This window comes from Thalassolituus hydrocarboniclasticus (assembly GCF_025345565.1).
In the GTDB taxonomy this organism is placed as follows: Bacteria; Pseudomonadota; Gammaproteobacteria; order Pseudomonadales; family Oceanobacteraceae; genus Venatoribacter; species Venatoribacter hydrocarboniclasticus.
Map to the genome: position 1 here is coordinate 1071274 of NZ_CP054475.1, position 22487 is coordinate 1093760.

General features: G+C 53.1%; 22 protein-coding genes. 11 read left to right on the plus strand and 11 right to left on the minus strand.

The window, feature by feature from the left end; all coding sequences use genetic code 11:
* Positions 1 to 36 precede the first annotated feature (36 nt).
* The 8 genes from HUF19_RS04760 to mutT all read left to right on the plus strand — a co-directional run bounded on the left by HUF19_RS04760 (position 37) and on the right by mutT (position 9764).
* Positions 37 to 723: a cell division protein FtsQ/DivIB gene (locus HUF19_RS04760; RefSeq protein ID WP_260998732.1), complete on the plus strand. Its 687-nt coding sequence runs from the start codon at positions 37 to 39 to the stop codon at positions 721 to 723.
* On the plus strand, positions 723 to 1958 hold the full coding sequence (gene ftsA, locus HUF19_RS04765; protein ID WP_260999465.1) for a cell division protein FtsA: 1236 nt from the start codon (positions 723 to 725) through the stop codon (positions 1956 to 1958). Before HUF19_RS04760 ends, ftsA begins: the two co-directional genes overlap by 1 nt.
* Positions 1959 to 2019: 61 nt before the next feature.
* Complete coding sequence (gene ftsZ, locus HUF19_RS04770) at positions 2020 to 3183, plus strand: cell division protein FtsZ (RefSeq protein WP_225692350.1); 1164 nt, start codon at positions 2020 to 2022, stop codon at positions 3181 to 3183.
* A gap of 92 nt (positions 3184 to 3275) precedes the next feature.
* Complete coding sequence (gene lpxC / locus HUF19_RS04775) at positions 3276 to 4184, plus strand: UDP-3-O-acyl-N-acetylglucosamine deacetylase (protein ID WP_145469571.1); 909 nt, start codon at positions 3276 to 3278, stop codon at positions 4182 to 4184.
* 162 nt (positions 4185 to 4346) lie between these two features.
* Positions 4347 to 5273, plus strand: coding sequence for a M23 family metallopeptidase (locus tag HUF19_RS04780; protein WP_260998733.1), 927 nt, complete (start codon positions 4347 to 4349; stop codon positions 5271 to 5273).
* Between the two features lie 99 nt (positions 5274 to 5372).
* Positions 5373 to 8108 (plus strand): preprotein translocase subunit SecA, encoded by a 2736-nt coding sequence (gene secA / locus HUF19_RS04785; RefSeq protein WP_260998734.1) that lies wholly within the window; start codon positions 5373 to 5375, stop codon positions 8106 to 8108.
* Positions 8109 to 8136: 28 nt separating this feature from the next.
* A complete protein-coding gene (gene argJ, locus HUF19_RS04790; protein ID WP_260998735.1) occupies positions 8137 to 9354 on the plus strand; it encodes a bifunctional glutamate N-acetyltransferase/amino-acid acetyltransferase ArgJ in 1218 nt (405 codons plus the stop codon).
* Positions 9354 to 9764, plus strand: coding sequence for an 8-oxo-dGTP diphosphatase MutT (mutT, locus tag HUF19_RS04795; protein WP_260998736.1), 411 nt, complete (start codon positions 9354 to 9356; stop codon positions 9762 to 9764). Before argJ ends, mutT begins: the two co-directional genes overlap by 1 nt.
* Positions 9765 to 9774: 10 nt before the next feature.
* Here mutT and HUF19_RS04800 read toward each other — a convergent pair whose 3' ends face one another.
* Positions 9775 to 10140 carry a DUF6164 family protein gene (locus HUF19_RS04800; protein ID WP_225692325.1) on the minus strand — a complete coding sequence of 122 codons (366 nt, stop codon included), beginning with the start codon at positions 10138 to 10140 and terminating at the stop codon, positions 9775 to 9777.
* Between the two features lie 315 nt (positions 10141 to 10455).
* Between HUF19_RS04800 and HUF19_RS04805 the strand changes: the two genes are divergently transcribed.
* A complete protein-coding gene (locus HUF19_RS04805) occupies positions 10456 to 11259 on the plus strand; it encodes a FadR/GntR family transcriptional regulator (RefSeq protein ID WP_260998737.1) in 804 nt (267 codons plus the stop codon).
* Here the strand turns inward: HUF19_RS04805 and lnt are convergent.
* The 5 genes from lnt to miaB form a co-directional block, all read right to left on the minus strand.
* Complete coding sequence (gene lnt, locus HUF19_RS04810; RefSeq protein WP_260998738.1) at positions 11200 to 12744, minus strand: apolipoprotein N-acyltransferase; 1545 nt, start codon at positions 12742 to 12744, stop codon at positions 11200 to 11202. The genes HUF19_RS04805 and lnt overlap by 60 nt on opposite strands.
* A 43-nt stretch (positions 12745 to 12787) precedes the next feature.
* On the minus strand, positions 12788 to 13630 hold the full coding sequence (locus HUF19_RS04815) for a CorC family transporter (RefSeq protein WP_260998739.1): 843 nt from the start codon (positions 13628 to 13630) through the stop codon (positions 12788 to 12790).
* On the minus strand, positions 13627 to 14106 hold the full coding sequence (gene ybeY, locus HUF19_RS04820) for an rRNA maturation RNase YbeY (protein ID WP_225692328.1): 480 nt from the start codon (positions 14104 to 14106) through the stop codon (positions 13627 to 13629). Before ybeY ends, HUF19_RS04815 begins: the two co-directional genes overlap by 4 nt.
* Positions 14103 to 15212, minus strand: a complete 1110-nt coding sequence (locus tag HUF19_RS04825; protein ID WP_436317749.1) for a PhoH family protein — start codon at positions 15210 to 15212, stop codon at positions 14103 to 14105. The genes ybeY and HUF19_RS04825 overlap by 4 nt, the downstream gene beginning before the upstream one ends.
* A 71-nt stretch (positions 15213 to 15283) precedes the next feature.
* Positions 15284 to 16633: a tRNA (N6-isopentenyl adenosine(37)-C2)-methylthiotransferase MiaB gene (gene miaB / locus HUF19_RS04830; protein ID WP_145469560.1), complete on the minus strand. Its 1350-nt coding sequence runs from the start codon at positions 16631 to 16633 to the stop codon at positions 15284 to 15286.
* 181 nt (positions 16634 to 16814) lie between these two features.
* Here miaB and HUF19_RS04835 point away from each other — a divergent pair, with 181 nt between their 5' ends.
* On the plus strand, positions 16815 to 17159 hold the full coding sequence (locus HUF19_RS04835) for a DUF1820 family protein (RefSeq protein WP_260998740.1): 345 nt from the start codon (positions 16815 to 16817) through the stop codon (positions 17157 to 17159).
* 81 nt (positions 17160 to 17240) lie between these two features.
* Here the strand turns inward: HUF19_RS04835 and HUF19_RS04840 are convergent, their stop codons facing one another.
* Positions 17241 to 18188: a hypothetical protein gene (locus HUF19_RS04840; RefSeq protein WP_225692330.1), complete on the minus strand. Its 948-nt coding sequence runs from the start codon at positions 18186 to 18188 to the stop codon at positions 17241 to 17243.
* A gap of 265 nt (positions 18189 to 18453) precedes the next feature.
* Between HUF19_RS04840 and HUF19_RS04845 the strand changes: the two genes are divergently transcribed.
* The gene (locus HUF19_RS04845) at positions 18454 to 19050 is read left to right on the plus strand and encodes a hypothetical protein (RefSeq protein WP_145469557.1); all 597 of its coding nucleotides are present in this window, start codon (positions 18454 to 18456) and stop codon (positions 19048 to 19050) included.
* 26 nt (positions 19051 to 19076) lie between these two features.
* Here the strand turns inward: HUF19_RS04845 and HUF19_RS04850 are convergent, their stop codons facing one another.
* The 4 genes from HUF19_RS04850 to ychF form a co-directional block, all read right to left on the minus strand.
* Positions 19077 to 19241: a hypothetical protein gene (locus tag HUF19_RS04850; RefSeq protein WP_186435952.1), complete on the minus strand. Its 165-nt coding sequence runs from the start codon at positions 19239 to 19241 to the stop codon at positions 19077 to 19079.
* Positions 19242 to 19343: 102 nt separating this feature from the next.
* Positions 19344 to 19937: a TetR/AcrR family transcriptional regulator gene (locus HUF19_RS04855; protein ID WP_260998741.1), complete on the minus strand. Its 594-nt coding sequence runs from the start codon at positions 19935 to 19937 to the stop codon at positions 19344 to 19346.
* Positions 19938 to 20007: 70 nt separating this feature from the next.
* The gene (locus tag HUF19_RS04860) at positions 20008 to 21204 is read right to left on the minus strand and encodes a multidrug effflux MFS transporter (protein WP_260998742.1); all 1197 of its coding nucleotides are present in this window, start codon (positions 21202 to 21204) and stop codon (positions 20008 to 20010) included.
* A 170-nt stretch (positions 21205 to 21374) separates the two neighbouring features.
* Positions 21375 to 22466, minus strand: coding sequence for a redox-regulated ATPase YchF (gene ychF / locus HUF19_RS04865; RefSeq protein WP_260998743.1), 1092 nt, complete (start codon positions 22464 to 22466; stop codon positions 21375 to 21377).
* Positions 22467 to 22487: the final 21 nt, after the last annotated feature.

Genomic DNA, 22487 nt, shown 5'->3' on the forward strand with positions numbered 1-22487 from the left:
CGGGAGGTCAGACAGCCAAGACAATGGCGGATAACGATGCCGGCAATCGCCTGGCAGTGGTTATTGCTGCCTGTATTTCTTGCTGCTGTTGTTGCCGGTGTGCGCTGGAGTTACCACAGCTGGCCAATTACCAGCATTGATGTACAGGGACGTCTGTCGGTCTGGCAAGCAGAAGATATTGCCGGGAAAATCGTTTGGGCAAAAGATGAAAGCTTCTTCTCACTAGATCTGCAGCGTGTTTACCAGCAGATTTCCGCGCTGCCGCTGATTATGCAGGTGACAGTACGCAAGCGCTGGCCGAATACGCTGGAAGTGAGTTTGTATGAAGATGTGCCTATGGCCATCTGGAACGGTGATCAGTTGCTGAGTGCTAATGGGCGGTTAAGCGAAATTCCTGCTCATCTTGATGGCGCTCATCTGGCTCAGATTGATGGCGACCGCAATTATGCTGAAGCAGCAGTACGTCATTTTCGCCGTATACAGCAATCGCTGGGTCATCTGAATATTGGCATTAATCGCTTAACGGTTTCGGCGGTTGGTGCTGTCGATGTGGAGCTGAGCAATGGCTGGCAGGTTCGCTTTGGACGGCAGTATTTTGAAGAGCGCGTTCAGCGTCTGGAATTATTGATTGCGCAATTGCCAGAGTCGGCGGTTGCGAGTGTTGATTTACGTTATGGAAAAGGTGCGGCCATTGGCTGGCGCGCAGTGCAGGAGATGGGATGATGAGTCAGGTACAACAAAAAAACATGCTGGTTGGCCTGGATATTGGCACCTCTAAAATTGTCGCTATTGTTGGCGAGCTGGGGGCTGACGGAAATATCGAAGTGGTTGGTCTGGGTTCCCATCCGAGCCGTGGTCTGAAAAAAGGCGTGGTGGTTAATATCGAATCCACGGTGCAGTCGATCCGGCGCGCGGTGGAAGAAGCTGAATTAATGGCAGGCTGTACCATCCATTCTGTTTATGCCGGTATTGCTGGCAGTCATATTCACTCGATGAACTCGCACGGCATTGTGGCAGTGCGCGACCGTGAAGTGACGCCAATGGATGTCGACCGCGTGATCGATGCGGCTCAGGCTGTGGCCATTCCTCAGGATCAGCGCATCCTGCATGTTTTGCCGCAGGAATTTGTGGTCGATAATCAGGAAGGCATTAAAGAACCTGTCGGTATGTCTGGCGTCCGCCTTGAAGCTAAGGTTCACCTGGTAACCGGTGCTGTTAATGCAGCACAGAATATAGAGCGTTGTGTGCAGCGCTGTGGTTTGCAAACCGATGCGATCATTCTTGAGCAGCTGGCTTCCAGTTATGCCGTTTTAACAGATGATGAACGCGAGTTGGGCGTCTGCCTGGTGGATATCGGTGGTGGTACAACGGATATCGCTATTTTTACCGAAGGTGCAATCCGCCATACGGCTGTGATACCGATTGCCGGTGACCAGGTTACCAACGATATTGCCATGGCGTTGCGCACGCCGACCCAGCATGCCGAAAAAATCAAAATAAAATATGCCTGTGCGCTGACACAATTAGCCAAAGCGGATGAAACGATCAAGGTGCCGAGTGTTGGTGAACGCCCGCCACGTGACTTATCCCGTCAGGCATTGGCAGAGGTTGTTGAGCCACGCTATGACGAATTGTTTACCCTGATTCAGGCAGAATTGCGCCGCAGTGGTTTCGAAGATATGGTCGCTGCGGGCATTGTACTGACAGGCGGCACGTCAAAGATGGAAGGTGTTGTGGATCTGGCGGAAGAGATTTTCCATATGCCTGTTCGTCTGGCCAAACCTTACGGTGTATCAGGGCTGACCGACGTTATTAATAACCCGATTTATTCGACCTCTGTTGGGCTGCTTTTGTATGCCGCAAAACAACAGAGGAATAAAACAAATAATAACCGGGATGAAGATCGTCCCGATGGCATTTATTCCAAAATAAAAGATTGGATTAAAGTCAACTTTTAAGATTAAATATTATTCAGCGCGCTAAGGAGATAACGCTATGTCTCAGCAAAGAGAAGGGGATATGTTCGAACTGGCAGATGATTTACAACAATCGGCGGTTATTAAAGTCGTTGGTGTTGGTGGTGGCGGTGGCAATGCGGTTCAGCATATGGTCGCAGGCAACATTGAAGGTGTGGACTTTATTTGTGCCAACACCGACTCACAGGCACTGCGTAATGTGAGTTCCCGCTCCATTATTCAACTGGGTAACGGTCTGACCAAAGGATTGGGTGCAGGCGCGAATCCGGAAGTAGGCCGTCAGGCTGCTCTGGAGGATCGTGAACGTATCGCTGAAGCACTGAAAGGTGCCGATATGGTATTTATCACTGCCGGTATGGGCGGTGGTACGGGTACCGGTGGTGCTCCGGTTGTTGCTGAGGTGGCGAAAGAATTAGGTATTCTCACTGTCGCAGTGGTTACCAAGCCATTCCCGTTTGAAGGGAAGAAGCGCATGTTGATTGCTGACCAGGGGCTGAAGCAACTGGCTGAGCATGTGGACTCCCTGATTACCATTCCGAACGAAAAGTTACTTTCTGTTCTGGGAAAAAACACTTCTCTGCTTGATGCTTTTAAAGAAGCTAATAATGTATTGCAGGGAGCTGTTCAGGGGATCGCTGATCTGATTACCCGTCCGGGTATGATCAACGTCGACTTTGCAGACGTCCGCACTGTGATGTCCGAAATGGGTCAGGCGATGATGGGAACGGGTGTTGCCAGTGGTGAAAACCGTGCTCGTGAAGCAGCAGAACGCGCAATTGGCAGTCCGCTGCTGGAAGATGTCGATCTGCAGGGCGCGCGTGGCATTCTGGTTAATGTAACCGCTGGTTTTGATCTGTCTCTGGGTGAGTTCAGTGAAGTCGGCAGCGTAATCGAAGAGTTTGCCTCTGAGCATGCAACTGTTGTTGTTGGCACCGTGATCGATCCGGATCTGTCGGATGAGCTGCGTGTTACAGTTGTTGCCACTGGTTTGGGTCGCCGCGATGCGGTTGAGGAACCAAAGCCAACTAAAGTGGTCGATAACACCGTCAATGCCCGTAAGGCTGATGGTACGACAGATTACAGCCAGCTGGATCAGCCAACCGTGAAGCGTCAGGCAGGTAACGCCGCTAAGCAGTTGGATGTCGCAGCCCGTCCTGATATGGATTATCTCGACATTCCGGCGTTTTTGCGTCGTCAGGCTGATTAAAGAATGCGCACTAGCGCATTCTTTATTTGTTGTTATAATGCCGGGCTAGTCTTTTTGTATGAAATTTGCTCAGTAATGGCAGGATTGTTCAGATGATTCCACAACGAACGTTAAAAAACGCTATCCGGGCGACTGGGGTTGGCCTTCATTCAGGTGAGAAGGTGTATCTCACGCTGAAACCGGCACCTGTTGATACCGGGATTGTGTTCCGACGTATCGATCTTGATCCGGTTGTGGATATCCCGGCACACGCCCTGAATGTTGGCGAAACTACGCTGTCCACCACGCTGGTTAAAGATCATGCCCGCGTTGATACGGTTGAACACCTGTTATCTGCGATGGCTGGCTTGGGTATCGACAATGCTATCGTCGAGCTCAGTGCTCAGGAAGTACCTATTATGGACGGCAGTTCAGGCCCGTTTGTATTTCTGGTGCAGTCCGCAGGTATTGCTGAGCAGAATGTTGCCAAGCGTTTTATCCGCATCAAACGTCGTGTTGAAGTGCGTGAAGGCGATAAAGTAGCTTCTTTTGTGCCTTACGATGGCTTTAAGGTCAGCTTTGAGATCGATTTCGATCATCCGGTGTTCAAGCAGAGTGTTCAGAAAGCAAGTCTGGACTTCTCTTCAACGTCTTATGTAAAAGAAGTCAGCCGTGCCCGAACCTTTGGTTTCACCAAAGATCTGGAATACATGCGTTCCAAAAATCTGGCGCTGGGCGGCAGTGTTAAAAACGCCATTGTCGTTGATGAGTACCGTGTGCTGAATGAAGACGGACTGCGTTACGATGATGAGTTTGTGAAGCACAAAATACTGGATGCTGTAGGTGATCTGTACCTGCTCGGGCACAGTCTGATTGGTGAGTTTATCGGCTATAAGTCAGGTCACGGCCTGAACAACAAGTTGCTGCGTGAGCTTCTGCTGCAGGAAGACGCGTGGGAGTTTGTCGAATTTGCTGAGGAAAGCTCGCCAATTTCTTACATGCGCCCGGCCGCTGCTGGTTAACTTATTGAAACAGTAATACGTTTGAGTATCCTCACACAAAGGCCATAATTGATTTATGGCCTTTGTTTTGTGAGTGGCTGGTGATCCGTTAAGGCGGGTCAGGCAGGCAGGAAGTCAGTGCCAGAATCGTACACAGCCGATTAGGAAGTAAATAGCTTAACTATGAATATCATTATTGTTGGTCGTCGCCATGGTGAATCAAGAACCTACACACTGAGTGCCTCTGCACGTACAGTGATGTTTGGCTTTCTGTTCGCACTGCCTTTTGCAATGGGCGTAGCTGGCTATTGGCTGGCAGAACGATTGGCTGACGAAGGTATTCTCGATCTTAACGCTGCCAAAGCCTGGGAGCGTGACCTCAATATGCAGCGTCAGGAGCTGCAGCAGATCCGCAAACAGACCGATCAGGAGCTTGAAGCACTGACTCTGCGTCTGGCCGAACTGCAGGCCAAGTTACTTCGTCTGGATGCTCTTGGTGAGCGTCTGGTGGATGTTTCCGATCTTAATTCCGAAGAATTCGATTTCAGTATGCAACCGGCCGTTGGTGGTCCGGGCACGCTTGGAGAAGCCTATCAGGTTCCTGAAATCAACGAAGTGCTGAATGAACTGGCTGAGCGTATCGACAGCCGTGAGCAGCAGCTCGAAGTGCTGGACGACCTTATGTCGGCCAACAAACTCAGTGCCGATACCTTTGTTGCCGGACGTCCGATTACCAGGGGGTGGATGTCATCCCGCTATGGTAAACGTACCGATCCGTTCACCGGTCGTCTTGCCTGGCATGGCGGGGTCGATTTTGCCGGTAAAATGGGCGCTGACATCGTTGCCGTTGCCTCCGGCGTTGTGACCTGGTCCGGCCCGCGTTATGGCTATGGTAACCTGATTGAGGTGAATCATGGCAACGGTTACAAAACCCGCTATGCACACTGTAAAGAGCTGAAAGTTGCTCTTGGCGATATCGTCCGCAAAGGTGATGTTGTTGCATTGATGGGAAGTACCGGTCGTTCTACTGGTCCCCACGTCCACTTCGAAGTGTATAAAAACGGTCGCACCGTCGACCCGGCGGCGTACATCCACCGCACTCCTCAGTAATCTTTCTGTTTCAACACGCTTGTCATCATTCTGGGTTATAAGTAGCCTTTAGCACTTTGGCCCAGCGCCTTATTTTGTTTCCCGGATAATGATAATTCCATGATTGGTAACCTTTTTCGTAAAGTATTTGGCAGTAAAAACAGCCGCGAACTCAAGCGCATGGGCAAACTGGTATCCCAGATCAATGCCTTTGAAGATTCTGTAAAATCCCTCTCTGATGAGCAGCTTAAAGCAAAAACAGCGGAATTCCGCCAGCGTTTAAGCGATGGCGCATCACTGGATTCGTTGTTACCTGAAGCTTTTGCCGTCTGTCGCGAAGCCGGTAGCCGTGTGATGGGCATGCGCCATTTCGATGTGCAGCTGATCGGTGGTATCACCCTGCATGAAGGCCGTATTGCCGAAATGCGTACCGGTGAAGGTAAAACCCTGGTTGCTACTCTGCCTACTTATCTGAATGCGCTGACCGGCAAAAGCGTTCATGTGGTAACCGTGAACGACTATCTGGCCCGTCGCGACGCCGAGTGGATGCGTCCGTTGTACGAATTCCTGGGTATGAGTGTCGGTATCGTTGTTCCCGGCCAGAATCCGCTGGAAAAGCGTGAGCAGTACAAAGCCGATATTGTTTACGGTACTAACAACGAGTTTGGTTTCGATTATCTGCGCGACAACATGGCCTTCTCTCTGGCCGATAAAGCGCAGCGTGAACTGTATTTCGCCATTGTCGATGAGGTGGATTCCATCCTGATCGATGAGGCCCGTACGCCGCTGATTATTTCTGGTCCGGCGGAAGACAGCTCTGAGCTGTACCGTAAAATCAATAAGCTGATTCCTAAGCTGGAACGTGGTCAGGCTGCCGATGAAGGCAATGAGGCGGCTTCGGGTCATTACTTCGTGGATGAAAAACAGCGCTCTATTGAGATGACTGAAGAAGGTCATGAGTTTGTTGAAGAACTGCTGACCAACGAAGGCATTCTGAAAGAAGGCGAAAGTCTGTACGCAGCGAATAACCTTAACCTGCTGCATCATGTGCATTCCGCTCTGAAGGCGCATGCGGTTTACCAGAAAAACGTCGACTATATCGTGCAGGGCGGCCAGGTGGTCATCGTTGATGAGCACACCGGCCGTACTATGCCAGGCCGTCGCTGGAGCGAAGGTCTGCATCAGGCGGTTGAAGCGAAAGAAGGTGTGAATATTCAGAACGAAAGTCAGACCCTGGCTTCGACCACTTTCCAGAACTACTTCCGTCTGTATGAAAAACTAGCCGGTATGACCGGTACGGCCGATACCGAAGCCTTCGAGTTTCATCAGATTTACGGTTTGGATGTGGTGGTTATTCCAACCAATAAAGCCGTGCGCCGCATCGACTATAACGACGTTATTTACGCCACTCAGAAAGAAAAATTTGATGCCGTAATTGAAGAGATCCGCGAAGTAACCGCACAGGGACGTCCTGTTCTGGTGGGTACTGCGTCTATTGAATCATCAGAATATATTTCGCATCTGCTGACGCAGGCGAAGGTCGCACATAACGTTCTGAACGCCAAAGAAAACGCGCGCGAAGCACAGATTATTGCCGAAGCCGGTAGCCCGGGGGCGGTGACCATCGCCACCAACATGGCCGGTCGTGGTACCGACATTATGCTGGGCGGTAACTGGGAAGCTGAAGTCGCGGCTCTGGAAAATCCGACCGACAGTCAGATCGCAGCGATTAAAGCCGACTGGCAGAAACGTCATGATGCAGTGCTGGAAGCCGGTGGTCTGCACATTATCGGTACCGAGCGTCATGAATCCCGCCGTATCGATAATCAGCTGCGTGGCCGTGCCGGTCGTCAGGGGGATGCAGGTTCCACACGTTTCTTCCTGTCGCTGGAAGATAACCTGATGCGGATTTTCATGTCTGAGCGTATGCGCGCCATGATGCAGGCGCTGGGTATGAAAGACGGTGAATCCATCGAGCATAAGATGGTGACCAATGCTGTTGAGAAAGCTCAGCGCAAAGTAGAAGGCCGTAACTTCGATATCCGTAAACAGCTGCTTGAATACGATGATGTGGCTAACGATCAGCGTCGTGTGGTTTACAACCAGCGTAACGATATTATGGCGATGGAAGATATTTCTGAAATCATCACCAATATCCGTAAAGACGTTGTGAATGAAGCCATCGATGGTTATATCGCACCACAAAGTCTGGAAGAGCAGTGGGATATTGCTGGCCTTGAAAGCCACCTGAAAGCCGAGTTCGACGTCGATCTGCCGGTTCAGCAATGGCTGGATAACGAAGACAAACTGTACGAAGAAACTCTGCGTGAGCGTATTCTGGATGCAATTCAGAAAGCCTATGAGGAAAAAGAAGCGACCGTTGGTGCCGAGCCAATCCGCATGTTCGAGAAGCAGGTGATGCTGCAGATTCTCGATAACCTGTGGAAGGAGCATCTGGCGACCATGGATCACCTGCGTCAGGGTATTCACCTGCGTGGTTATGGTCAGAAAAATCCGAAGCAGGAATACAAGCGTGAGTCTTTTGGTCTGTTCCAGGAGTTGCTGCGTAATATCAAGCACGAAACCATCCGTATTCTGTCCCACGTAAAAGTGCGTCAGGAAGAAGAAGTCCGGGCGATGGAAGAACAGCGCCGTGCGGCGGTGGAAGCCCAGGTACAGCGTGCGCAATATCAGCATGAAACGGCTGAGTCTCTGTCAGGTGGTCAGCCAGAGGTTGATAGTGGTGACGAACAGGCGCAGCCTTTTGTTCGCGATGAAAAGAAAGTCGGCCGTAACGAGCCATGCCCGTGCGGTTCAGGTAAAAAATACAAACATTGTCACGGCACGTTGTCGTAAGCAAAAGTCGGAAGGCGTAAGCAAAAAAATGGCAGTTAACTTCACAGTTTTTGAAGACTTTAAAGCGGTAGATGGTGTTCGTCTTGGTGTGGCTCAGGCGCATGTGCGCTATGCCAACCGTGACGACATGGTGGTCATTGAGCTGGCCGAGGGAACAACCGTTGCCGGCGTATTTACCACCAACGCATTCTGTGCGGCGCCGGTGCAGATCAGCAAAACGCATCTGGCCGATACCGCTCCGCGTTACCTGTTGATCAATACCGGTAATGCCAACGCGGGTACGGGTCCACAGGGCTACGCCAATGCGGTCCGCAGTTGTGAAATGCTGGCAGCGGCCACCTCTGTTCAGCCTGCGCAGATTCTGCCGTTTTCGACTGGTGTGATTGGTGAGCCGCTGAACATGGCCGCATTTGAACGTGGTATTCCGGCGGCGCTGGACAATCTCAGTGCTGATAACTGGGCCCGTGCAGCCAAAGGCATCATGACCACTGACACCCTGCCAAAGGGCTACAGCACCCAGTTTGAGGTTAACGGTAAAACCGTCACCATCACCGGTATGTCGAAAGGTGCCGGTATGATCATGCCAAACATGGCCACCATGTTGGGTTATATCGCGACCGATGCCGGTATCTCCCAGGCGCTGTTGCAGTCCTGGTGTAAAGAGCTGGCTGATTGTTCGTTTAACCGCGTGACCATTGATGGTGATACCTCAACCAACGATTCCTGCATGCTGATGGCAACCGGCCGTTCTGGTGTGCAGATCAATGATGTTGCCAGCCCGGAAGCACAACTGGTCTTTGCCAAGCTGAAAGAAGCCTTCCAGATTCTGGCTCAGGCTATTGTTCGTGACGGTGAAGGGGCCACCAAGTTTGTGACCATCGAAGTCGGTGGTGCCGCCAGCCAGAAAGAAGCGCTGGACGTAGCTTATACCGTGGCGCACTCGCCGCTGGTTAAAACCGCGATGTTTGCATCCGATGCTAACTGGGGTCGTATTCTGGCTGCGGTCGGTCGTTCCGGTGTGCAGGATTTTGATCTGGAAAAAGTGCAGATCTTTATCGATGACGTGCAGATCGTCGAAAACGGTGGCCGCTGTGAGTCTTACACCGAAGAAGCCGGCGCTGCTGTTTTTGCCCTGACCGAGTTCCGTGTCCGTATTGAGCTTGCGCGCGGAGACTTCCGCGAAGAGCTGTGGACCTGTGACTTCTCGCACGAGTACGTAACCATCAACGCCAACTACCGCTCCTGATGAAGACGGTGCATGTAGCTGTAGCTGTCGTGGTCGTTAATGACCACGACATCCTGATTGCCCGTCGCCCGGATGATAAACATCAGGGCGGGTTGTGGGAGTTTCCCGGCGGAAAAGTAGAAGCCGGTGAAAGTGTCACCGCGGCTCTGGTGCGCGAGCTGGATGAAGAAGTTGCACTGAGTGTGACTGAGCAATCTATGTCGCCGCTGCTGCAGATCCCTTTCGATTATCCGGATAAAAGCGTGCTGCTGGATGTGTACTGGGTTGAGGCGGATATGAACTCCGCCTTGCTGGCTCACGGAGCAGAAGGTCAGGAAGTTCGCTGGCTGCCTTTTACCCGCCTGACAGAGTTTGAATTCCCCGCGGCTAACCAGCCAATTCTCGATGTTGTTTGCGCCCGTCTGGGCTGACAGGTTCTTATCACTGACCCAGTGACAGAAACGGCCACAGGGTCAGGCCCAGAACCAGAAGTACCGCAATCAGCGTCATGATCAGCTCAGCGGGTTGCTCCAGCCAGCGCTGCAGCATGCTCTGGGTATTTCCTTGCTGCTGTTGTTGCTCATATTCATCGCGGACGCGCTGCAGCCGTTCCTGCTGATACTGATCGAGTAAGCTGCGCGCCTGTTCGTAGTCTTCATTATGACGCAGCCAGATAGCGGCCACAGAAATACGCCAGCGGCCATCATCGGTTTCATAAAATTCTATGTCAGCATCCTGCAGCAGGGTGCGGACATCCTCGGCTTCATCTTCATTAACGCCATTGAGGCGGAACAGCAGCTTGGCCATAGTGATCTTCAGTTTTGAAATTTGTGCCTATTGTACCCAAAGTCACAGCATAACTTCCGGCTAAATCAGGCAGCGGAATGGCGGGCATAAAAAAGCCGCCAGACCCGTAGGTGGCGGCTGAAGCTCTGAGAGTGTGCAATTCTCAAATTGGATAATCCAATGCTAGTTCAGGATCTGCAGATGCGCAAGTAAAGATCTGGTCAGTTACTTGATGTGCTGGCTATTGCACCGCTGCCGGATTTTAGCCAGACTGAGCCGGTCAGCTCCGCGGAGCTGTGACAGACTCACCAACCGATCAAAATAAGTATAAGAATAATGAGCAAAACCCTACCGGATCAGATTGCTGATCTGCTGATCGCCCTTATTTTTACCGGCGATCTGCAGGCGGGCGAAAAGCTGCCGCCTGAACGCCAGCTGGCTGAATATCTCGACGTTGACCGTACATCTTTGCGCATGGCTTTGCGTACTTTGGGGCGTATGAATGCTGTGCGCAGCGTGCAGGGCTCAGGTATCCGCGTGGGTGATGTGCGCCGCGATATGGGGCTGGATTTTCTTGATAACCTGTACCGCATACCGGAGCTGGAGCTGGGCGGTGAACTGTTGCTGGCCGGTCTGGAATTATTTAACCGCGCGATTCCGACGGCTATTCGCCTGGCGCTGGAGAAACGTGAGCGCTCCGGAGGAAGCCCGGAGGATGCGGTTATTCCGCAGCTGGTACAGCGTATGTATCAGGGGCTGAACGAGGGAGTGCCGATGGGTGAACTGGCTGATCTGGAAGTGGAGATGATCGACACTATTATGACAGCAACCGGCAATCTGGTACTGCAGGCCTCATCAACCAGCTCCCGCCGCATCCGCAGCTTGCTGACCCAGAAACTGTTTGAACAGATTGATGTGCGTGCTCATCTGGATCATCAGGTGCAGATGCTGATGCGCACCCAGCAGGGGGATTACCGGCTGGAAGAGATGATTCAGCAGTATCAACAGTACATCGATACCCTGACTAAACCGTTACGTGAGCACCTGAATAACATCCCGGAGCAGCCGAGATTATTGCGTTCACCGCTCCACAATGGGCGCAATATCATCAGCCTGCGCCATCTCACGGGTTCTGCCTGAACGGCGCAGCCACAGGGCTGCGCTGATAATCAGCAGGCTCAGGATATACAGCGGCCACAACTCCCAGATCATATAAGGCGTTTTGCCCTGACGCATTTCTGCGGTTCCGGTCAGGGTCGCCCTTTGTTCATAAGGCAAACGTGACATCATCCGGCCTTTGTTATCGACCAGTGCGGTAATGCCGGTATTGGTCGAACGCAGCAGCCAGCGTCCGGTTTCCAGCGCGCGCATCTGCGCCAGCGCCATATGCTGTTTCGGCCCCAGAGAGTCGCCGAACCAGGCATCGTTGCTGACGGTAATCAGAAAATCGGCATCCTGTGCCATACGGCTGACCAGCTGTGGATAGGCAATTTCGTAGCAGATATAGGGGGCAATCAGATACAGCTCTTCTGTGCTTTCTGAATGCTTACCGACTTTCAGCAGGGGTTGATTGGCAGGCCCGTGCAGGAAGCTGGACATATCCAGATCAAAAAACGGAATCAGCCCGCGGATCAGCGCCTGTAAGGGCACATATTCTCCGAACGGCACCAGATTCTGTTTGTGATAGATGCCTTCGCCATTACCAAAGGCGATCACGCTGTTATGGAACTGTCCGGCCAGTTCGTGGCCGCGGGGATAGCGGTAGGGAATGCCGGTGATCACTGTAGTGCCGGTTTCCTGTGCTTCAATCGCCATATCATCCATATAAGGCTGGAACTGATCGAGCAGCAGCGTCATCGCAGTTTCCGGCCATAAAACCAGATCGCTGTCCCAGTGTTCGCTGGTTTGCTGGAAGTAAGCGTTGATGGTCGGGCTGATGGACTCGCGCAGCCACTTCTGATCCTGCGGAATATTGCCCTGTACCGCGCTGACGGTCAGCTCACCGGTTTTATGGGTCCAGTCCTGTTGCTGTAACAACAGGCCGGCCGGCCATAGCAGCAGCACGGCGAGGAATGCCGGCTGACGTGTCTGCCAGAAGCGGTAGAGCGCGGTTACGGTCAGTACACAGATAAACGATAAACCATAGCTGCCGAATACCGGTGCCCAGCCGGACAGCCAGCTGCCGAGGTGGGCATCACCGGCAAACAGCCAAGGGAAGCCGGTCATAAACCAGCTGCGGAACCATTCGTGCAGAAACCAGAATACCGGAATCGTCAGCCAGGCCAGACTCTGGCCGAGAAAGCGCTGGCGCAGGGCAAACCAGAAACCGGGGAAGGTGGCGAGAAAGGCGGCAAACAGGCCGATCATCAGCACGGCGAGTACTGCAGGTGTTCCGCCGTGGTCATGCATGCTGACGTAAATCCAGGAAATACCGACCGAGAATTTTCCCAGACTGAACCACCAGGCCGTGGCAAAGGCAGAACGAGCATTGTCTGTCTGCAACAGAAAATGCACGAACACGGCAATGCTTAACAGGCCAAGCGGCCACCAGAAGAGAGGAGCCAGAGCGAGTGGAAACACTGCACCCGCCAACAATAACAACGCCCGCGCAGCCCAGCCTGCCATAGCTTTACCTGATTATGAGATGAGTGAGGGTTAATGCGCCGGCTCAGCCGGCGTCGATGGGCGTTACTTCCAGCAGGTTGATCTGTCGGCTGGTACCGTTAACCACTTTGAACTGCCACTGGTCGATACGGATGCTTTCATTGCATTCCGGTACCCGGCCAAAGTGATGGACCACAATACCGCCGATGGTATCGAATTCATCGTCCGGGAAGCGTGCGCTGAAGTGTTCGTTGAAGTCGTCCACCGGGGTCAGGGCTTTGACCATGGTGATGCCGTCTTCCACTTCTTTGATCATGCTGTCTTCTTCATCGAAGTCGTGTTCGTCTTCGATGTCGCCGACAATCTGCTCAAGTACGTCTTCAATGGTGACCAGACCGGCAACGCCACCAAATTCATCGACCACAATGGCCATATGGTTGCGGGTTGCACGGAATTCACGCAGCAGCACGTTCAGGCGTTTGCTTTCCGGAACGAAGGTTGTTGGGCGTAACACCTCTTTCAGGCGGAATTCTTCACGATTTTCGTTAAGGATTAATGGCAGCAGGTCTTTGGCCAGCATAATGCCCAGCACTTCGTCCTGGCCTTCACCCATCACCGGGAAACGTGAATGCGCAGATTCGATGATCTGCGGCAGATAATCTTTGAGCGAATCGTTGACGTTGATGGAAGTCATCTGCGAGCGCGGAATCATAATGTCCCGCACCTGCATTTCAGATACCTGCAGAGCGCCTTCGAGAATATTGAGGGTTTCGTTATCGACAATGCTGCGCTCGGCAGCCTCGCGCACAATAACCTTGATGTCCTGACGGCTTTGCGGGTCGTCGGAGAATAAATCAGTCAGTCTTTCCAGCCAGCTACGATGCTGGCCCGATCGGTCTTCGCTCATGGTGCCTCATCTGGATAAGGATCAGGGAATCCCAGTCCGGCCATAATCTGGCGTTCCAGGTCTTCCATAACTTCTGCTTCGTCGTCCTTTATATGGTCGTACCCCAGCAAATGCAAGCAGCCATGCACAACCATGTGGGCCCAGTGGGCTTCGGCGGCTTTACGCTGTTCTTCGCTTTCCTGCTGTACCACCTGAGCGCAGATGATCAGATCGCCCAACAGCTCGATCGGCACCTGCGGTGGCGCTTCAAAAGGGAAGGACAGCACATTGGTGGGTTTGTCTTTGCCACGGTACTCGTTGTTCAGTTCCTGGCTTTCTTCTTCTGCGACCAGACGAATCGTCAGTTCCGGCTCGGCGAAATCGGTGCGGCCGCTCAGCGCGGCGCTGGCCCAGAGTTGCAGCTGCTCTTCGCCGGGCAGCCAGGCCTGATAGCCTTCCAGTTCGTCGGCAAGCTGCACATCAAGCAACAGGTTCATACCGCATCCTCGTCGTTCTGCTGTGCAGCCAGACGGGCGGCCTTACGTTCTTCGTCGGCCTGTTTTTCTTTTTCGTCGAAGCGGTCATAGGCATCGACGATGCGCTGTACCAGCGGATGGCGAACCACGTCGGCGTTGGTAAAGCGGGTAATGCCGATGCCGGGAACGCCATCGAGCACTTCCAGACCGTGTTTCAGGCCGGAGTAGACGCCACGTGGCAGGTCGACCTGAGTAACGTCACCGGTGATCACCGCTTTGGAACCAAAGCCAACACGGGTGAGGAACATCTTCATCTGTTCTTTGGTGGTGTTTTGCGATTCGTCGAGGATCACAAACGAGTGGCTGAGGGTACGGCCACGCATATAGGCCAGCGGTGCAATTTCAATCACATTGCGTTCAAGCAGGCGGGCAACCTGTTCAAAGCCCAGCATTTCGTAGAGTGCGTCGTACAGCGGGCGCAGATAAGGATCGATTTTCTGCGCCAGATCGCCGGGCAGGAAGCCGAGTTTTTCACCGGCTTCAACAGCCGGGCGCACCAGCAGGATGCGCTTCACTTCGTCACGCTGCAGCGCTTCGACGGCGGCGGCAACGGCGAGGAAGGTTTTACCGGTACCGGCCGGGCCCACGCCGAAGTTGATATCAAACTCACGCACGCGCTGCAGGTAATCGAGCTGGTGCGGACCGCGCGGCTTGATGATGGCCTGTGGCGTTTTAATGGTGCGGCTGTCGTAATCGGATTTGGCTTTGCGTCCGGCTGCCTGTTCGCTGCCGTCTTCCTGCAGCAGCAGATGGATCAGATCCGGTGTGATTGGCGTGCCATTGGCGGTTTCGCGGTACAGACGCTGAATCAGCAGGGCGGCGCGCTGTGCCAGTTTTACCTTGCCTTCGATGGTGAATTTATTACCGCGGTTGTAGATTTCCAGCTCGAAGTGGTCGGCAATCTGCTCGATATGGCTGTCAAAATGGCCGCACAGATTGGCCAGACGCTGTGCATCATCCGGTTCCAGTGCAAAGCTGGTGCTGTGGCGGTTTGGTGTGGCTGCTTCAGCCTCGGCAGACTGGACAGGTTCAATGGATTCTGGTTGCTCAGTATCTTTGCGGGTCAATGAGAACTCTCTCTGTGGGCTTTTGTTTATGTGGCCCGGCTCTGGCCTGGCCACATAAATCACGAATGAGGTTAGTAGGCTAACTCTGGATTGAGCAGGATGCCACGCAAACTGTTCGGGTACGCATCTTCGATGCTGACTTTAACGAATTTGCCGATCAGGCTGTGATCGTCGGCCTTGAAGTTCACCACCCGGTTGTTTTCGGTACGGCCCTGTAATTCGCCCGGATCTTTACGTGATACGCCGGTAACCAGAATGGTTTCTTCACGGCCAACCATGCGGCGGCTGATCTGCTGCGCATGCTGCACGATACGGGCCTGCAGAATCTGCAGACGCTGTTTCTTCAGCTCTTCCGGGGTGTCATCTTCCAGATTGGCGGCCGGTGTTCCCGGACGCGCACTGTAAATGAAGCTGAAGGAGGTGTCGAAGCCGATACGGTTGATCAGGTTCATGGTGTCTTCGAAATCTTCGGCGGTTTCACCCGGGAAGCCGACGATAAAGTCTGAAGAAATCGAAATGTCCGGGCGCAGTGCTTTGATACGTTCGATTTTATCGATGTACATATCGATTTCATGGCCACGTTTCATGGCCGCCAGAATGCGGTTGGAGCCGCTCTGTACCGGCAGATGCAGGTGGCTGACCAGTTCCGGCACTTCGGCGTACACGTTGATCAGGCTGTCACTGAATTCCAGTGGGTGTGAGGTGGTGAAACGGATACGGTCGATGCCGTCGATATCGGCCACCAGAGTAATCAGCTCCGCCAGATCGGCCACTTCGCCATCGCTGGTGTCACCGCGGTAAGCGTTAACGTTCTGACCCAGCAGGTTAACTTCACGTACGCCCTGATCGGCCAGCGCCTGAACTTCTTTCAGTACATCGGCCAGCGGACGGCTGACTTCTTCGCCGCGGGTGTATGGTACGACACAGAAAGTACAGTATTTGGAACAGCCTTCCATGATGGAGACAAAGGCAGAACAGCCTTCTACTTTCGGGGTCGGCAGATGATCGAATTTTTCGATTTCAGGGAAGGTAACGTCCACCACCTGAATGGCATTGCTGGCCTTGTTTACCATATCCGGCAGACGGTGCAGGGTCTGCGGACCGAACACCATATCCACGAACGGAGCACGCTTGATGATGGCATCGCCTTCCTGTGAGGCGACGCAACCGCCGACGCCGATTTTCAGATCCGGATTCTTGGTTTTCAGGCCTTTCCAGCGGCCCAGTTCATGGAATACTTTTTCCTGAGCTTTTTCACGGATCGAGCAGGTATTGAGCAGAATAACGTCCGCTTCTTCCGGGTTATCGGTCAGCTCCATCTTATGACTTTCGCCCAGCATGTCGGCCATGCGTGATGAATCGTACTCATTCATCTGGCAACCGTGGGTCTTGATGTACAGCTTTTTCACCTGGTCAGTCATGAGGGAGTTTCCGGCCTCGTCAGCGGTTTATACAAAAGGGGCGACATTATACTGTCCCTGCTCAGTTAGTCACCAGTATCCGTCGGCTGTCTGCATCCTGTCTTGCCCGCCCGTGTTACAATTGCTCTCTTTTTCTTTGTCCGGTGCTTTAACCGGCATTTAAGGTCGACAAGCAGGCACCATGAGCAGTAAAGACAAGCAGGAACCGACTTACCGTATTGTGTATCAGCAGCAGGGCGATGTGGTCGAAATTTACGCCCGCTACATCTATCAGAGCGATCTGCATGGTTTTATTGAGGTGGAGCAGCTGCTCTTTGGTGAGCGTTCTTCTCTGGTGGTTGATCCGGATGCCGAGAAGCTGAAAGCCACCTTTGCCGATGTAAAACGCACCTTTATCCCGATGCATACCATCGTGCGCATTGATGAGGTGGAAAAAGAAGGCAGCCCGAAAATCAGTAAGGGTGAAGGTTCGAATATTTCGCACTTTCCGACCCGTTTTCTGCCACCGCGTGACGAAGACGAGTAAAATCTGAGCGGCAATAGTGCAGAAAAAAGCCCGGGTTTCCGGGCTTTTTTGTGGCCAGTGGCCAGAGTTAATGCGGCCGGATTAACGGTTACGCATCAGGGCTTCAATCGACGCCGCATATTCGCCGGCCTGTTGATCCAGCGGCAGGTGACGGATGTCTTCATGTTTGAGCGCGACGCTGATGCGGTACAGCCAGCGTTCCATGCGCAGGGCGATGGCTTCGGCGTCATCTTTGCTGGCATCCAGAATCTCGTTACTCAGATTGGTGATCACCTCGGCATGCTGAGCTGCTTTAGTCGCAGCAACAGTCGCCTTGGCGATGGCACCCTTGGCACGCGGTGTCTTGCTGATTAAAGCCTGAGCCTGCAGCAGGGATTTCTGCGCGGTATCCCAGCTGATCGGGGCAACAGAAGCGCCACCTTTGTTTTTGATTCGCTCCAGATGGTCTTTTACCGGCTGCAGCTGAATGTATTCAATCGTAGCCACCTCAACGCGGTGCATCTCGGCTAACAGCAGTTTCTGTCTGGCATCGGCTTTGATGGTCTGATGGTCTTCCATCAGGTCAATCAGTTTTACCAGCTCGTCTTCAATGGCCAGATAGTCGGCCGGGAAGTACTGATCGGCCTTGATGTCTTTCAGTACCTGACGGTGATCCAGGGTCGGCTTCAGCTGTTTAAGAATGTCTTTTTTAACATTCAGGCCGGCCTCGACGGTTTTCAATGAGGTCATGGCTACCGTCTTCACGACGCCGTCAGGCTCTCCACTGGTCAGCATTTCCTGAGCTTCCAGCAGTTGCTTCTGCGCCTGCTCAAGATGACGGGGGGCGTAAAAACGCAGGTTTTCGCTTTTACCCAGCTCAATTTTGGATTGTGCGTGCTGAATGGTGCGTGATGCAGATTCGTCGGCCATGGCTGCGTCGCGCTTGGCATCGAGACTGATGGCATCAAAGTTAGCGATTGGCGTGGCGCAGCCGGACAGCAGTAACAAACCGCAGCCGGTGAGCAGGGTGCGGGTAAACAGTGGATACATGGTAATTCCCCGGGGTTCTGTCAGTGTTTGTTATTAGATCCTGATGTTAACACCATTTTTCACGCTGACTGAACGTTTACGGCGTAATCGGTGCCAAAGGGTAAATACAGCATTTGTCATCACTGCCCGGCGTTATTGTACGGCTGCGTCTTGTCACTATCATGCAGCCCTGCTATATAACGGATATAGCCAAGCATAAGGGAGGTCCGTCAGACTCATTGCCACGCAGGCTCCATTTAATCATGGTGAATACGGAGTGATCCCTATGAATGCAGAGATGCAACCCTTGTTTTGGCGTATCAGTGATCAGGACCAGAGCGGTTTCGAAGCCGTAAGCCTGTTAATGCCTGCCGGCACAGCCGGTGAAGATCCGGCAGAATTTCCCACCGAAGTCAGTTTCCGTTCCAATCGCAGCAGCCATCATCCTGTCGACCTTCGTTGGTCAGAAGAAGACTCCGATCTGTTTATGAGTCTGCTTGATCGCCTTATGGAACCGGAAGAAGAGGGGGACATTGAGGTAGATATCAGCGATGGAGTGATTCAGGGGATCGTGCAGCTGGTTGCACTGGCACGTTTTAAAACGCCGTGGCCGACCGATGAGCTGGTAGGTGACGATATTATTACCGAGCGGGAAGAGCTGGAAGTTGGGGATCTGGTGGCGCTCAATACTAAATATGGCTTTGCCCTGGCGATTATCGTCGGACTGGATTCGATTGATGCAACCTGTGTGCTGCTGGATGCGCTGATGGATAACGACCAGCTGCTGATTCCGGACCACAGTCTGCTGATGGTGAATCGTCTGTGTGTATTACCGGCGTCTTTTGCGGAGGCCGATCTGGGCGAAGATGCCATCATTCATTAACTGATGGCTCGCCCGGATCGTGGTACTCAGGCGCTCTGTCGTGCGGTGGCGCGGTTGCGCTTCTGGGTCAGAGTCAGCTGAGTCAGCATGGAATAAAAATCACTGCCGCTGTTACGTACTGCTGGTGTCATTGCGGCACTGGCTGGCATCGTGGTGGTTGATTCTGACGCCTGAGGTAAGCTGTTCGACATGATATGTCTCCTTAGTTAGATTTGAATCAACGAGAGTGAACGTTCATTCAGGGTCTGGCGTTTAAAAAAAGGCCTTGTGGGCCTGTTTTGTTCATCCTGTGGTTACGCTTTGATGGCGTCCCAGCACAGATTCAGCAAATCTTCGGCTTTCACCGCCTGTGGAAACATCTGCGGTGACAGCTGTTGTTTCTTGGCCATCATGGTCAGACTACCGAACGTCATGGTAGTGATGATTTCATTCGGCAGATCTTTGATCAGCATCTGGCTTTTGCCTTCGGCCAACAGCCGGATCAGCGCTTTGTTCATCGGCTCCAGCGCTTTCTCCCGTTGCAGCTCACTGATGGCGGGCGAAGCTGACAGCTGTTCCATAAGAGCACGGTCTCTGGGATGCTCATGCATGTAGCGGTAAAAATTTCCCCAGAAGCTGTAAAATCTCTTCTTGATACAGGCACTTTCGTCATAGCCGGCCATACAGTGGCTCGCCATCACTTCGGTCAGATGCAGAAATAACTGCTGCACTAATTCTTCTTTAGTCTCGAAATAACGGTAAATGGTACCAGCGCCGCAGCATGCATGCTTTGCGACCATAGCCATAGGGCATGAATGCAAGCCCTGTTCTGCGATCAGATCAGCAGTGGCTTCCAGAATTTGCTGGCGTTTATCCATGTTCTTTCGTGTTTCGGACTGAATGTTCATTCTGTTCCTCTTCCGGCGCGCAGACAAGTCAGATTTGTCTCACTGGTGCACCAGTCTGTTGTTCTCATAATCAGGATGTGCTGACCGCGTCATTCTGCTCTGCCGGAATACGGCACAGTGCCAGGTTGGCCAGCAGTGCCGTGCACAGCATGACCGCCATCATCGGCAGTGGTGTGCCGTTATGCAGGTGGCCCCAGATCAGGCCAAACAAAGCGCCACTGCAGAAAACACTGACGCCGGTCAGGGCCGTGGCTGTTGCACTGATATCGCGGAAATAATGCAGGATGGTTGCCGTGGCATTGGCTGAGATCAGGCCCAGAGAGCCAACAAACAGCATCATCAGCGGTAACACATAATGCAGCGTTGCCTGTTGTGGGGAAAAAGCGAATAACAGCAGCAACAGCAGGGCGCTGCTGAGTTGCAGGCGGAGTCCTGTGTGCAGGATTACTTTGCTGTCAAAACGGCGCAGCAGCAGTATATTCAGGCGGTTCATTGCCATCATGGTTAACACGTTGGCGCCAAACAGCCAGGGAAAGTGCTCGGCATCCTGCTCAAAGTAATCCAGATACAGGTAAGGCGAGGCGGTAATAAAAACAAACATACCGGTGGATGCCAGTGCCTGAGCCAGAATAAAGCGGCGTGCGCGCGCGTGTCTGATGACCCGCAGGTAGTCACGCACCGGCAGACGTTGCTGACGTTTGTGTGGCGGGTGACTTTCTTCCAGCTGCCAGACGAGAATGATCAGCACCAGCACGGCGTAGATGGTCAGTGTCTGAAAAATGGTACGCCAGCCGGCAAAGGACAAGGTCAGGGCACCGAGCATCGGCGCAACCAATGGCGCCAGCATCATAATCATGGACACCAGTGATAAGGTTTTGGCGACATCGGCCCCCTGAAAACGGTCACGGACGATGGCGCTGGAATTAACCGTTGCCAGTCCACCGCCGATGGCTTGCAGGAAGCGCAGTGCAAGCAGTGCCTCAAGTGAAGTTGTCAGCATCAGCGCGGCGCTGCTGAGGGCAAAAATAATCAGGCCGGTAATGATCAGGGGACGGCGGCCGTAGCGGTCAGACAGAGGTCCGCCACCGAGCTGGCCAAGTGCAAAGCCCAGCAGGTAACTGCTGACGGATAACTCCACCAGGTGGATGCTGGTTTGCAGATCGCCGGCCATGGCTTCCATCGCCGGAAGATACATATCAATGGCCAGTGGCGATAAGGCTGTCAGTAAAGCCAGCAGCAACGGCAGTGGCAGTGTTAATGCGGGCATAGTGTTACCGATGGGGTTGCCGGGCAGGCGCTCAGCGAAGAGGTAAATGCAGAAAATGCATTCTAGACCTAAAGTCCGTATGAAGTGAGAGGTATCTCTGGAACGGATTGTTCAGGTCAGCAGGAACAGAAAGCAACAGAGCCTTCCGCAGAAGGCTCTGTTGTCAGACATCAGACGTTAAAGCGGAAGTGCACTACATCGCCGTCTTTAACGATGTACTCTTTGCCTTCCAGGCGCCATTTACCGGCTTCTTTGGCACCGGCTTCGCCTTTGTACTGGATAAAGTCGTTATAACCAATCACTTCGGCACGGATAAAACCACGTTCAAAGTCGGTGTGAATTGCCGCAGCTGCGCGTGGTGCGGTATCACCGATTTTGATGGTCCAGGCGCGGACTTCTTTCACACCGGCGGTGAAGTAGGTCTGCAGGCCCAGCAACTCGTAACCGGAACGGATCACACGATCCAGACCCGGTTCTTCCATGCCCATTTCCTGCAGGAATTCGAGCTTATCTTCATCGTCCAGCTCGGAAATTTCGGCTTCGATCTTGTTACAGACCACAACAACAGAAGCGCCTTCTGACTCGGCAATACCACGCACCACATCGAGGTGAGGGTTATTTTCGAAGCCGTCTTCTGCCACGTTAGCGATGTACATGGTTGGCTTGATGGTCAGCAGGTGGAAGGTACGCGCCAGCTTGCGCTCGTCATCGTTCAGTTCCAGCATACGGGCGGTTTTGCCCTGCTCGAAATGCGGGATCAGACGTTCCAGCAGTGCTTTCTGCGCAATGGCATCTTTATCGCCACCTTTGGCAACGCGGGTAATGCGCTGCAGCTGCTTTTCACAGGATTCCAGATCAGCCAGTACCAGCTCGGTATTGATGATGTCGATATCGTCGGCCGGGCTGACGCGGTTGGCAACGTGGATCACGTTATCGTCTTCGAAGCAGCGCACAACGTGGGCGATGGCGTCGGTCTCACGGATATTGGCGAGGAACTGGTTGCCCAGACCTTCGCCTTTGGAGGCACCGGCAACCAGGCCGGCAATGTCCACAAACTCCATGGAGGTTGGCACAACACGCTCAGGCTTAACGATGGCTGCCAGTTCGTCCAGACGCTTGTCTGGCATGGCAACCACGCCGGAATTGGGTTCAATGGTACAGAACGGGAAGTTCTCGGCGGCAATACCCGATTTGGTCAGTGCATTGAACAGTGTGGATTTGCCGACGTTGGGTAAGCCAACGATACCGCATTTAAAGCCCATAAAAGTATCCTGTGATCCGTA